This is a genomic window from Streptomyces sp. NPDC051051 (assembly GCF_040682975.1).
In the GTDB taxonomy this organism is placed as follows: domain Bacteria; phylum Actinomycetota; class Actinomycetes; order Streptomycetales; family Streptomycetaceae; genus Streptomyces.
In genome coordinates, this window is the sequence record NZ_JBFBCB010000008.1 from 85,017 (window position 1) to 98,024 (window position 13,008).

A 13,008-nucleotide genomic window follows, 5' to 3' on the forward strand; every position below is an offset into this window, starting at 1 on the left:
CGCATGAGTCCAAGGCCCCTTCCGTCCACCCGTGGGCCCTTCTCACGGCCTTGAGCTGCGACGAAGCTATTGATCACCGGCCAGGGCGAGCGTCACCGCGGGACGCGGCCACCGGACCGGGACACCGCAATCGATTCAGAAACGGGACCAGTCATGCTTCGCACTCGGATCGTCAAGGCCGCCGTGGTCGCCTCCCTCGTCATCGCCGCCTCCGTCGCCGCCCCGGCCGTCGCGTCCCCGTCCGAAGCCGACACGTCCTCCTCCGTCGTCGCCGACGCCGGCTGGCAGGTCGCCCCGGCCGATGCTGGCTGGCAGTAGACCGGCCGCCGCCTCCACCCGGCGGCACGCACCTTGCGCACGGGTCGCACCGCCGACCGCCTTCCGATGCCCGACCGACCGATCGCACCTGCCCCAGGGGGGACCGAAAAGTGAAGAACATCCGCACGAACGGCCGTAGAATCGCGGGCCTGCTGACCGCCGGCGTCCTCACCACCGGACTCCTGACGGTCACCGCCTCCACCGCCGAAGCGGCCACCACCTGTTCGGGCGGGGTCAACATCTACGGTGTGCTCGACGACGGCAGGCTGACCTTCAGCAGCATCAACCCGGCCACCGGCGACCTCGCCAAGGTGCTCGTCGGCCCCGACCTCGGCTTCGAGCCGAAGGCGATGGCGACCCTCAACTTCAACACCGTGCTGATGACGTCGACCTCCGGCGCCCTCTACCGCGTCGACGTCAAGACCAACAACACCAGCCTGGCCCTGCTCAACGCACCGGTGAAGATCGCCGACAGCGGCTGGACCCACGACAAGCTCACCTACGACGGCCACGGCCACCTCTACGGCACCACGGCCGCGGGCCTGCTGCTGCGCTACAACGTGACCGAGGACAAGCCCGCGGGCTCCCAGCACATCGGGGTGCGCACCGAGATCGACACCGGGTTCGTCCTGAAGACGCTCACCGCCACCGGCGACGACCGGCTCAGCGCCACCACCGAGGACGGGCGCCTGCTCGACTACTCGATCGCCGGCGCCGGCTCCTGGAAGAGCAACGCCCTGAAGACGTCCGGCTGGTCCGGCTTCAACCAGCTCGTCTCGCCCGGCGGCGGCCTCTACTACGGTCGGCTCTCGACCGGCGCCATGTACTGGTACAAGGACGCCAACCCCACCGACGGCTCCGGTTCCGACATCTCGTACCACCTGGACGACCCGGTCAACACCAGCGGCTGGACGCAGAAGCTGCTGTCCGCCCAGCCGGGCACCTACACCTGCACCACCACCACGGACACGGTCGACCGGGACGACAGCACCGAGGTCAAGGCCGCCGGCCGGCAGATGATGAACAACAAGGACGCCGCCTGGGCCACTTCCGCCCAGTGGTCCTGCCTGGAGCAGCTCTGGGACCACGAGAGCAACTGGCGCTGGAACGCCACCAACCCGTCCTCCGGCGCCTACGGCATCCCGCAGTCGCTGCCCGCCTCCAAGATGGATGTCGCGGGCGACGACTGGAAGGAGAACCCCCTCACCCAGATCAAGTGGGGGCTGAGCTACATCGACGGCCGCTACGGCTCGCCGTGCGGCGCGTGGGACTTCTGGCGGGCCAACAACTGGTACTGATCACCTGGACACAGGAAAGGGCGGCGCCCCCTCGGACCGAGGGGGCGCCGCCCTTTCGCGTGAGCCGTCCGGGCCCGGGGCCGCCGGGGCCGCGGTGTCTCGGACGGGGATGCAGCCGGTCCTCGGTGAACTGGTCGATCCGGTCACGCCGTTCACGGTGAGCCGGGCGGTTCCGCCGTACGTCTGGTCGTCGGGGTCGGGGTGGCCGGCGCCGTCCAGGCAGTCCGGCACGTGCGCGGTCGTGCCGAAGCAGCCCCGGCGCTCTCCGGCCGTCAGGGTGTACGTCGAGCAGCCGGCGGAGGCCGCGAAGTCCGAGGTGACGGTCACCGAGAGCGTCACGGCCGAGCCGGGGCCGTCGACGACCACCAGGACGGTCTGCGCGTCGTCGCTCGCGTCGCGCACGAGACAGGCCTGGAAACCCGCACCCGCCCTGGCGGTGTGGACGACGGTGGGGGCGCAGCTCCAGGTGGGGCCGGTGGAGACCGTCTGCCGGTTCGGCGCCGCCCCGGCGGGTGCCGAGGCAAGGAGCAGGCCAGCCGCCACGGCTGCTGCGGTGGCTGTCGCGGCGGTGAGGAATCTGCCGGTCTGCTGCACGGTGAGGGCTCCTGCGGTCACGCGGGTCCGATCGGCTCCACGGAGCGTAGGTGATCTTGAAAGGGGGACGGCAGGGTTCCGGGACGGCCGTTTCGGGGCAGCCGACCGGAACGCGGAAGGCCCCGCCGGAATCGGCGGGGCCTTCGGGGCGTCGGGCGGTGTGTCAGGCGATCTTGTCGTAGCGCAGGGCGACGTACGACGAGGCCGGGTGGCTGTCGATGGTGCCGCTGTAGACGTTGGCGGTCGAGTAGTTCATGTCGGAACTCGGGCTGCCCTCGGAGTAGTAGTAGAAGGAGCCCGCGTCCTGGTCCTTCCAGCCCGCGAAGAGGACCACGTGCCCCTCGCTGCTGGAGTTCAGCGCGTCACCGGGCCGGAGGTCGGCCTTGGAGATCTGCGTGCCCGCGCCGGGGAGGGTCGAAGTCGTCAGCGAAGTGGTGAGGTGCCAGGTCATGGAGACGAAGCCGGAGCAGTCGGTGCGGTAGGAGTGGTCGCCGTCGACGTCGGTGGCGTAGGCGCTCTGGCTGTACTGGACGTTGCGGTTGTACCAGTCCTTGGCCCGGGCGATGACCTCGTTGCGGTAGATCGTGCCGCCCTGTACGGACTTCGGAGGGGCCGGCGGCACGTAGGCGCAGTTGTCCGCGTAGGCCGACAGCAGGCTCTGGGTCCAGCCGGACGCGTCCACCGGGTCGTTGGAGTGGTACGCGATGTCGCTGCCGTCACCGTCGGTCGGGTCCACGTCGTGGTACCAGTACATGCCGCCGTTGGTACGGCCGTAGTAGAGGCCGCCGCCCGGCGAGGAGAGCGAGTCCACCCCCGACCAGCCGCTCGATTTCAGGACCGCGCGGTCCCAGTCGTTCACGCCGTTGATCTTGTAGCTGAGCAGACGGCCGTCCGCGGTCGAGGCGATGATGCGGTCGTCGCCGGCCGCGGCCAGCGTCTTCAGGATGAAGCCGGTGTCGATGACGACGTGCTGGCCTATGTGCGCGGAGCCCTGGGGCTTGTCCTGCGACACGAGGTACTGGTGGAGCTGGCCCTCGACCGTTCCGTAGAGGTGACCGGCACCGTCGTAGACCATCTTGTCGAAGGTCCAGCCGCCGTCCCAGATCTTCTCGACCCCGGCGAGGGTGAGCGAGGTGTTGTTCGTCTGCACGTCCACCCGGTAGAGGTCGCCGGCGGTCGAGGTGACCAGGACGGTGTTGAAGTTGAGGGTCGCCATCGCCTTGGGCGTGAAGCCGAGGGCCGGTCCGATCAGCGTCTTGACCCGGTCGCCGGTGTTCGGCGCGATCTGCGTGTACGTCAGCTTGCCGTCCGACAGCGTGCCGTAGATCGACACGTCACCGGTGCACGAGGCGGCGGCCTGCGCGGCTCCGCCGGTGACCGTGACCAGTCCGAGGGACATGGCGCCGACGGCGAGGGCGGCGGAGGCGCGACGAACGGTGTTGCCCAGCTTCATGGTGTTCTCCTGCGGCGTGGAAGTCGAGCGGGCGATGGCACGTCACTCCCCGGACAACTGCCCTGCAGGTGCAGCTGTGGGGGTTCGCAGCGGGTGGTGCGCCCGGTGGCAGGAACTACTCTCGCCGCAGGTCACGGGGGTGAGAAGGGAGATCGGGTGGACGCAACCGGCCCTGGCCCGTTGCGTCCTGAGTGGGCGTCGGACCGTCAGTTCCCGGCGCGCAGGGCCGTCCAGGTGTCGTGGTCGACGATGCCGTCGGCGGTCAGTCCCCGGTCGTTCTGGAAATCGCGTACGGCGGTTTCCGTGCCGGAACCGAAGTCGCCGTCGGCGTCGCCGCCGACGAGGCCGTAGCCGCGCTCCGTCAGCATGCACTGCACCTGCAGGACGCGTTTGCCGGTGTCGCCCCGGCGGGTGCGGCCGCTGCCGAGGTAGTGGGTGCAGTCGGTGTTCCAGGGCGCGGTCACGGGGTCCGCGGCGGGGCTGCTCGGGACCGGGGCGGGGTCGGTGGAGGCGCCGGGGCCGGCCGGTGGGGCGGCGGGAGCGGGCGTACGGCCGTCGGAGGAGGACGGGGAGGCGGTGGCGAAGGGGCCGGAGCTCTCGTCGGTGGAGCCGTCGGGGCGGGCCGCGCTGCCGCCCCGGGTGGACGTGCCGCTGAGGGCGTCGCGCGAGAGGGGGGAGGCGGTGCCGCCGCCACCCGCACCGGGCCCGGCGGGGGCGGTCGCGGCCGGTCCGGGGGAGTCGGCCGTGGCGGGGCCGTCCCGGCCGGTCAGGGCGTAGAGGCCCGCGGCGGTCAGACAGAGGACGACGCCGGCGGCGCCGGCCAGCAGCGGCTTGCGGCGCCGGTCGCCGCGAGGGACGCCGGGCGCAGGCGTCGCCGCGGGAGAGGGCGCCGGTTCCGCGGGCGGCGGGGGCGGCGCCGGGGTCGGGCGGCCTAAGCGGGCCCTGCGGTCGACCGGGAGGCGGAACAGCACCTCGTACGCCCGCTGCCGGGCCAGGACCCTGCCGCCCAGCGGGTCGGGCCAGCCGGGCGGACCGGCGTGCCGCGCGGCCGTCCGCAGGAGTTCCGCCGGGGTGGGGCGCCGGCCGGGCTCCTTGGCCAGGCAGGCCGACAGCAGCGAGCCGAGTGCCGGGTCCGCCGACGAGATCTCGCCGAGCAGTTCCCGGTCGGGCTCCTCGAAGGCCACCCGGTGCATGACGTCGACGCCGGTGCCGTCGCCGAACGGGGCCCGTCCGGACGCCGCGAAGACCAGCGTCCCCGCCAGCGAGAACACGTCCGACGCCGTGTCGGAGCGGCCCGTCCTGAGGTGCTCCGGCGACATGTAGGCGGGCGTGCCGACCCGGTTGCCCGTGCCGGTGATCGAACTCGCCTCCGCCGCCCTGGAGATCCCGAAGTCGATGACGTGCGCGCCGCGGAGGGTGAGCAGGACGTTGGACGGCTTGAGGTCGCGGTGGACGATGTCCGCGGCGGCGAGTTCGCACAGGGCCCGCGCGAGGTGCTCCGCCACCTGCCAGACCGTGGTGGTGGCGAGCGCGCCGTCCTCCCGTACGGCCTGCGCGAGGTCCGGTCCGGGGAGGTACTCGGTGGCCATCCACAGCAGTTCGTCCCGGAAACCGGTGCCGCACAGCTTCGGCGCGTGCGGGGTGCGCAGCCTGGCGTGCACGGCCGCCTCCCGTTCGAACCGACGCCGGAACCGGGGGTCCTCCGCGTACTCCGGCCGGATCACCTTCAGGGCGACCAGGCCGGGGCTGTCGTCGACGGGGCGCGCCAGGTAGACGCGTCCCATGCCGCCGCTGCCCAGCCGGGCCGACGGCACGTAGGGGCCGACCTGTTCGGGGTCGTCCGGACGCAGGGGGGAGGCGCCTGCCTGCCGCAGCGCGGCGGCCTCGCTCGTCGCCGGGTCCGATGGCGACGGCCGCTGATCTGACACGGGTGTTCCCCTAAACGGTGTTCGACGTAAGTCAGTTCGCCTTCGTGGAGTGTGAAGAGGCTAGTGCAGCATCGGGCGGCGTTCGCCCCGTCGGGCACGGTTCGCAGCCGCTTGTCGTCGGCGGGGCGGTCGCGCCGGACGGTGCGGCGGCTCGGGCCGACGCCGGCCAGGGCGGACGGGGCGCCGGTGTCGTGCGCGGACGGGCCGGTGCGGACCGGGCGGCCGCCCGCACCCCCGGCGGCACCGCGTGTCACCCGCACGGCGCCATCTGGCACCGCGTGCACCTCCCCGCGCGGTGTTCCGGTGGGGGTTGCAGCGCGTGCGGGACGGGCGTTCCCTGGAAGTACCAGTGGGAGCCAGAGCGCTCGAGGCTGCGAAACGGACCGAGGGGCCGTCGCCGCGTGCCGGCGAGGACCTCGGTCGGGGCGGTCCGTCGTCACCCGGCGTTCGACGCGGAGGTGAGCCAGGTGAAAGCCGTCGTCTACGAGAAGCCTTTCAGTGTCACCATCAGGGATGTCGACGATCCACAGATCCAACACCCGAACGACGTGCTGGTGCGCGTCACGTCGTCCGCCATCTGCGGCTCCGACCTGCACATGTACGAGGGCCGGACCGCGGCCCCGGCGGGCATCGTGTTCGGGCACGAGAACCTCGGCATCGTCGAGGAGGTCGGCTCGGGCGTGACCTCCCTGTCCGAGGGCGACCGGGTCGTCATGCCGTTCAACGTCGCCTGCGGATTCTGCAAGAACTGCCTCGCCGGGAAGACCGGCTTCTGTCTCACGGTCAATCCCGGCTTCGCCGGCGGCGCCTACGGCTACGTGGCCATGGGGCCGTTCATCGGCGGGCAGGCCGAGCGGCTGCGGGTGCCCTACGCCGACTTCAACTGTCTGAAGCTGCCGCCGGGCGACGAGTTCGAGACCGACTTCGTGCTGCTCGCCGACATCTTCCCGACCGGCTACCACGGGTGCGAACTCGCCCAGGTGACCCCCGGCGAGAGCGTGGCCGTCTTCGGTGCCGGCCCGGTCGGGCTGATGGCCGCGTACTCCGCGATGCTGCGCGGCGCGGCGAAGGTGTTCTGCGTGGACCGGGTGCCCGAGCGGCTCGCCAAGGCCGAGGAGATCGGAGTCGTCCCGATCGACTTCACCCAGGGCGATCCGGCCGAGCAGATCAAGGAGCAGACCGGCGGCGAGGGCACCGACAAGGGCGTCGACGCCGTCGGCTACCAGGCCCAGGCGCACGACGACGCGAGCCACGAGGAACCCGCCGTCGTCCTCAACACCCTCGTCGAGACGGTCCGGCCGACCGGCATGCTCGGCATACCGGGCCTGTACGTGCCGTCCGACCCGGGCGGACCCGACGAGCACGCCAAGCACGGCCAGCTGCTGGTCTCCATCGGCAGGATGTTCGAGAAGGGCCAGCAGATGGGCACCGGCCAGTGCAACGTCAAGCGGTACAACCGCCAGCTGCGCGACATGATCATCGCGGGGCGTGCGGAGCCCAGCTTCGTGGTCTCCCACGAGATGTCGCTGGAGGAGGCGCCGATGGCGTACGAGAAGTTCGACCAGCGGATCGAGGGCTACACCAAGGTCGTCCTGCACCCCGGTCACGCGCTCGCGGCGTAGGACCGGGCAGGACGCCACACGCGCTCGCGGAGTGGGGCCGTGCGGCGCACCGTATGGCTGACGCACGGCTGCCGGCCGACCGGGAACGGGGTCGCGCCGGGGGCCGTGCGTCGGTCGCGGACCCGCCCCGGAAGGCCCGTGACACACCCCGTACGTGCCTGACGCCCCGTCAGGCCGTCGCGATGGGCCGCAGCGTGAGGGGCGCGATCCTGCCCTCCAGCATCGCGCCCAGACCCTGGGCGGCGCAGATGTCGGGCCGTTCGGCGATGTGCACCGGCATGCCGGTGGCCTCACGGAGCATCTGGTCGAAGCCGGGCAGCAGGGCGGAGCCGCCGACCATCATGATCCCGCGGTCGCCCAGGTCGGCCACCAGGTCCGGAGGGCAGTCCCGCAGCACCCGTCCGATGCCGTCCAGGACGGCGGTCAGCGGAGTCTCGATGGCGTCCCGCACGGCCGCGGTGTCGACCTGCACGGACCGGGCCAGGCCAGTGGCCACGTCCCGGCCGTGGATCTCCGTGGAGGCCGGGCCCTCCGGGGTGAGGCCGTTGCCGGACAGGGCCAGCTGGAGCGGCCGTACGGACTGGCTCGGGAGCATCAACTCGTGTTCGTGGCGCAGGTGCTGGACGATCGCGTGGTCCACGGCCTCGCCGCCGACGGGGATGCGTTCGGCGGTCACGATCGAGCCGAGGGAGAGGACGGCGACCTGGGTGGCGGCCGCCCCGCACACCATGATCATGGTGGCTTCGGGCCGCTCCACGGGCAGCCCGCAGCCGACGGCGGCGGCGATGAGGGTGTCGACGAGTTCGACGCGCCGGGCGCCGAGCCCGACGAGCGTCTCGACGGCCGCGCGCCGGGCCAGCGGGTCGGCGTCGTGCGGGGTGCAGGCGGCGGCCCGCAGGAACGGCTTGCGGCGCAGCTGGCGGCGGATCTTGTCGCCGATCAGGTGCCGCAGCATGCGCTGTGCCATCTCGATGTCGACGACCGTGCCGCCGGAGACCGGGCGGATGACGCGGATGTGGTGCGGGGTGCGGCCGGTCATCTTCTCGGCGAACTCGCCGACCGCGATCAGCGCGCCGGTGCGGGTGTTCATGGCGGCGACGGACGGCTGGTCGACGACGAGGCCGGCCCCCTTGACGTACACCCGCGTCCGCGCCGCGCCGAGGTCGACGGCGAAGTGGCAGCGGCGCAGCTGCTCCAGGCTGGTGGTCATGGAAGGTCCTCCCGAGAGCACAGGCCGTGGCGGCCGCCGGGCCTTCGTGAGCGGGCCGCCGGGTGGTGACCCTCCTTCGCATCGTGCGGGTGCGGGAGGCCGGGCGCCCGCTGGAGGGGGCCGGGCGGGGAGCCGCCGAACGGGGGGCGCGCCGTCCGTCACCGTTTCGACCGCCGCCCCGGGCCCGGGGCCTACCGGGCGCGCGCCGCCTCCAGCACCTCCGTCAGTGACCGGACGGTCATCCGGCACCCGGCGGCCCGCAGCTCCTGCTCCACGGTGGGACTGCGCGCGAGGCCGACGAACCGCAGGCCCGCCCGCTGGGCGGCGGTCAGCTCCGCCACCGTGGCCCCGATCAGCACGCCGGCCGCCGCCCCGACGTCCAGGGACCGCAGCGCCCCCAGCAGACACTCGGGGTCCGGCATCAGCGGCGCCGGATGCGGACCGCGCCCGTGGACGCCGTCCAGCGGCAGCCGGTACGGCTCCACGTAGCGGCGTACGGCCTCCTCGCACACGTCCGTCACCACGGCCACCCGCCGGCCCGACTCGTGCAGCGCGCGCACCAGGGCGACGCAGTGGTGGGTGGTCGGCGCGTGCGGGACCGCCGCCAGTTCCAGTTCGTCCAGGCGGGCCCGCAGCAGGGGCCCGAGCGGGTCGCGGGCGTACACGCGCAGCACGTCCAGCGGATGCGCCGGCGCGTCCCGTGCCGCCGGGGCGGACGGCGGAAGGCCCGCCGACGCGTTTCCCGGGCCGCGCTCGGCGGCGACCGCCAGCAGGTCCAGCGCGGCCCGACGCGCCGTCGTCGCCGTGAACAGCCGGGCCACCGGACCGTCGAAGCCGAGCAGCACGGCGTCGGCGCCCGCGAGGAGGCCGGTCGGTGAGGACGCGCCGGCCGGGGCCGGCCGCGGTGGCGCGGGCGGCGGCGCCCACTCCGGGGCCAGCCGCACCGTGCAGTGCACCGCGAGCCCCGGCACCGGCCACCCGCCCAGCTGTGTGCCGAGCGCGCGCTGCGCCCCGGCCGCCCGGCGCGGCGAGTGGTGACGGGTGACGCGCGGCGCGGCCTGGAGCAGATGGGCGAGGAGCCGGTCCGCGACCCCCGTGGTCTCCGCCCGCACGAAGGCGACCGGGTCCTCCACCCGCCAGGTCAGCTCGGCGGTCCCCACGAAGTCGCCCTTGCCGGAACTGGGCAGCGTCACCGTACGGGTGGCCTGCCGCGGCGTGAGGTCGACCTCGTAGTACGTCAACGGCCGCGGCAGGCGCCCGGCGTGCGGGTCGGCCGGGTCGAGGAGGGCGGGCGGGCGTCCGGACGACAGGTGCACGACGGCGGACCGGCCCGGCACGGGTGTGCTCGGCTGGTCGGGGCCCCTGGCGATGAGGGGGCCGCGCACCAGGTCCCGCTCCTCCTCGGCGCGCGGCGCGGGCAGCGGGCAGTACCAGGCGAGCGGCGGGGCGTCGGGGGCGTCCCCGTACAGCGGGCGGAAGCGGTGCGGTCCGGCGGCGGCGGAGCTGTCGGCGAACGCCTCGTAGAGGGCGGGCGGGACGAGCACCAGCACCGGGGCGGCCCCCTGTGGCGGCGGGGGCGGGGGCGCGGTCGGCCGCCCGTCCTGGAAGGTCACCCGCAGCCGCGGCGCCGCCGCCCGGTCGGTCAGGGGCCCCGGCAGCCAGCGCAGGGCCGCCGCCAGCACCGGCAGCAGGAAGACGCCGGGGTCGACGCGGACGCGGTACCCGTCGGGCCGCACCAGCACCTCGTACTGCTGCGGGGCCAGACCGCCGCGGGACAGGACCTGGTGCACGGCGTACTCGAGGCTGATCCGCGCCTCGGGGCGGGTGCCGAGGTCGGTGCCGGTCTCGAACAGCAGGGTGGGGCGGGCCGTGGCGTCCCGGTCGCCGTCCGGTCCGGAACCGGCGGGCTCCGGCCGTACGGCGTCACCGGTGCCCGCGCCCAGTCGCCGTACGGTCTCCTCGGTGACCGTCGCGAACGCCGCCCCCGCGTCCCCGGTGCCGGTCCGCGCGCGGAACTCGCCCGCCGTGCGGCCCGCCCGGTCGTCGATGAGGCGGCCCATCCGTTCCAGGAGGTCGCGGGTGCGGCCGCGCGCGGTGCGGGGGAGGGTCCGTACGAGCAGTTCGCCGACGCCGGGCCGGAAGGCGTACGAGCCGGGCGGGCCCGGCACCGCCGTGAGCATGCCGCTGAGGATCACCTCGGCGAGGTGCTGCGGGCGCGGGTCGCGCTCCACCGCGCGCTGCACCAGGCGCATCACCGGCACGGACGGGTCGGCCAGGGCCAGGTGGCCGGCGAGGCGGAAGGCCTCCGGGGAGGCGGTGGCGCGGAACCGCAGGACCAGGTCCTGCGCGGGCAGGCCCGCCGGGTCGGCCGCCTGGTCCCGCTCGGGCGGCGCCGGGGTCAGCCAGGCCGCCGCGCCCGGGGTGCGCGCGCCGCCCGGGCCGGCCACCAGCGCCGCCCAGTGGGCGAGCCAGGGGGCGCCCGGTTCCAGGACGGGCAGCGGGACGGCGGCGGGGTGCGGGCGGCCGGCCTCGGGGTCGTACGGGGTGAAGGCCAGGGCGGTGGCCGGGGCCGCCGCGCCGGGGGCGGACAGCACCCCCGGCTCGGCCGGGAGGGCCGTGGTCGGCCACAGCCGCTCCGGCAGCGGCTGTACGACGGCCAGCGGCATCCGGGACGCCCAGTGCCGCAGCGTGGCGTACCAGCGGGTGCCCGCCGGGCCGGGCCGCCACTGCGGGCCCATGCAGTCGCTGACGACCAGGGTGAGCGTCCGCCCGTCCGCCGGGTCGGGCACGTGCCGGGCCCGGCCGTCGGGACCGGCGGGGTGGAGCGTGACGGTGCGGAAGACGCCCGACTGGGCCAGCACGGTGTGCAGTTCCCGCACGAGAGGGCGCCAGACCGGCATGGTCGGACCGGTGTCGTGCACGAGGGCGAGGCGCAGCCAGCGCTCGCGCGCCGGGCGCAGCACGGGGAGCCAGACGTCCGGGTGCGCGCCGAGCCGGGCGATGCGGTCGGCCGTCGCCCGCTCGTCCAGGATCCGGGCGCGGGCCGCCGGCACCGTGCGTTTCAGCGGGCGCAGGGCGCGTTGGAGGGCGAGGGGGCGGGGGAGCATCGCCGGCGCGGGGGCGAGCAGGGGAGCGCCGCCGTCCTGCTCACCGGGGGGCGGCGGGGCCGGGTCCGGCAGGTGCAGGGGGACGCGGGAGGCCCCGGCGGGGGGACGTGGCGGGGGCGGCGGTGCGGCCGGGGGCGGGGGCGGGGCGGGCGCGGTGGTCTCGTCCCGGCGCGGCGGCGCGGGAGCGGGCGGCACGCGCCCCTCGGGCCGCTCCCCGGCCGGCGGGCCGCCCTCGGACCGTGCGGCCAGCCACAGCAGTTCCGCCAGCTCGCGCGGGGTCGGCGGGGTCCCGGTGGCCGCCGTCAGGAGCGCGGCGAGCCTGCCGACGGCCGTGTCCCCGCGCTCCCGCGGTGTCCCGCCGGACGCCGTCGGCGGGTCCTCAGAAGCCATCGCCGTCCGCCGTCGCGCTCAGATACGGCATCAGCTCGTCCGCGAGGGCGTCGCGGGAGTCCGCGTCCAGACCGGCGACGCCCGTGAGGTAGAGGGCGTTCAGCAGCTGGTCGGTGGCGAGTTCGCCGTCGGCGGCGCGGGCCAGGAAGCGGTTGATGAGGTGTTCCGCCTCGCCCGCCGGGGTGTCGAGGTGGGCGCGGACGATCTCGGTGAGCTGCTCGTGGTCCGGGCGCCGCAGCCGCAGCCGGACACAGCGGCGCAGGAAGGCGGGCGGGAACTCGCGCTCGCCGTTGCTCGTCAGCACCACGAACGGGAAGGCCCGGCAGCGCACCCGGCCACGGGTGACCGCGACCGGCGCGTCCGTGCCGTCGGCGAGGACCTCGGCGGTGGTGCCGGGGCCGGAGCGGCGTGCGGCGCGCATCAGTTCGGGGATCTCGTACTGCCCCTCCTCCAGCACGTTCAGCAGGTCGTTGGGCAGGTCCAGGTCGCTCTTGTCGATCTCGTCGACGAGGAGCACGCGGGGGCGGCCGTAGGGGAGCAGGGCCGTGCCGAGCGGGCCGAGGCGCAGGTGCTCCTCGACGTCGGTGCCCGCGGGCGGGCCGTCGTCCGGCCGGCCGGTACCGGACGCCTTCGCCCCGGCCGTCCCGTCCCCCGCCCGCCACGCCGCCCGCCGCGCCGCGTACAGCCGGGACAGCGGGTCGTACTGGTAGAGGCCGTCGGACAGGGCGGAGCGGCTGGTGATGTTCCAGCGCAGGACCGGACCGAGCCGCAGTTCCCGCGCCACCGCGTAGGCCAGCGAGGACTTGCCGGTGCCGGGCGGTCCGGTGACCAGCAGCGGCCGGCGCAGCACCAGCGCGGCGTTGACGAGCTGGACGGTCTCGGGGGCGGCCACGTAGGTGCGGGCCCGGTGCGCGCGGTCGGGGGAGACGGCCGCCTCGTCGTCGGTGTCCCGCGGCGGAGGCAGGACGGGTTCGCCGTCGAACGCCCGCCAGGGCGGCGGGGCGGGCAGGTCGTCGATGCCGTCGTGCGGCTCGCTGTTGCCGGTGTAGACGGACCAGTGGGGCATGCGGGATCTCTCCGTGCGGTGG

At 74.6% G+C, this 13,008-nt stretch carries 9 protein-coding genes; 3 read left to right on the forward strand and 6 right to left on the reverse strand.

The window, feature by feature from the left end:
- Positions 1-153: 153 nt before the first annotated feature.
- Positions 154-318 carry a hypothetical protein gene (locus AB0N31_RS08855; protein WP_366057687.1) on the forward strand — a complete coding sequence of 55 codons (165 nt, stop codon included), beginning with the start codon at positions 154-156 and terminating at the stop codon, positions 316-318.
- A gap of 110 nt (positions 319-428) precedes the next feature.
- Positions 429-1,616, forward strand: coding sequence for a tachylectin-related carbohydrate-binding protein (locus AB0N31_RS08860; protein ID WP_366057688.1), 1,188 nt, complete (start codon positions 429-431; stop codon positions 1,614-1,616).
- Here AB0N31_RS08860 and AB0N31_RS08865 read toward each other — a convergent pair whose 3' ends face one another.
- The 3 genes from AB0N31_RS08865 to AB0N31_RS08875 form a co-directional block, all read right to left on the reverse strand.
- Positions 1,617-2,231: a hypothetical protein gene (locus AB0N31_RS08865; protein WP_366057689.1), complete on the reverse strand. Its 615-nt coding sequence runs from the start codon at positions 2,229-2,231 to the stop codon at positions 1,617-1,619.
- A gap of 142 nt (positions 2,232-2,373) precedes the next feature.
- The gene (locus AB0N31_RS08870; protein WP_366057690.1) at positions 2,374-3,663 is read right to left on the reverse strand and encodes a hypothetical protein; all 1,290 of its coding nucleotides are present in this window, start codon (positions 3,661-3,663) and stop codon (positions 2,374-2,376) included.
- 206 nt (positions 3,664-3,869) lie between these two features.
- On the reverse strand, positions 3,870-5,591 hold the full coding sequence (locus AB0N31_RS08875; protein WP_366057691.1) for a serine/threonine-protein kinase: 1,722 nt from the start codon (positions 5,589-5,591) through the stop codon (positions 3,870-3,872).
- Between the two features lie 467 nt (positions 5,592-6,058).
- Between AB0N31_RS08875 and AB0N31_RS08880 the strand changes: the two genes are divergently transcribed.
- Positions 6,059-7,213, forward strand: coding sequence for a glutathione-independent formaldehyde dehydrogenase (locus AB0N31_RS08880; RefSeq protein ID WP_366057786.1), 1,155 nt, complete (start codon positions 6,059-6,061; stop codon positions 7,211-7,213).
- A gap of 169 nt (positions 7,214-7,382) precedes the next feature.
- Here the strand turns inward: AB0N31_RS08880 and AB0N31_RS08885 are convergent, their stop codons facing one another.
- The 3 genes from AB0N31_RS08885 to AB0N31_RS08895 all read right to left on the reverse strand — a co-directional run bounded on the left by AB0N31_RS08885 (position 7,383) and on the right by AB0N31_RS08895 (position 12,986).
- On the reverse strand, positions 7,383-8,423 hold the full coding sequence (locus AB0N31_RS08885; RefSeq protein WP_366057692.1) for a rod shape-determining protein: 1,041 nt from the start codon (positions 8,421-8,423) through the stop codon (positions 7,383-7,385).
- Between the two features lie 191 nt (positions 8,424-8,614).
- Positions 8,615-11,920, reverse strand: a complete 3,306-nt coding sequence (locus AB0N31_RS08890; protein WP_366057693.1) for an SAV_2336 N-terminal domain-related protein — start codon at positions 11,918-11,920, stop codon at positions 8,615-8,617.
- Positions 11,910-12,986 carry a MoxR family ATPase gene (locus tag AB0N31_RS08895; protein ID WP_366057694.1) on the reverse strand — a complete coding sequence of 359 codons (1,077 nt, stop codon included), beginning with the start codon at positions 12,984-12,986 and terminating at the stop codon, positions 11,910-11,912. Before AB0N31_RS08895 ends, AB0N31_RS08890 begins: the two co-directional genes overlap by 11 nt.
- Between the last annotated feature and the right edge of the window lie 22 nt (positions 12,987-13,008).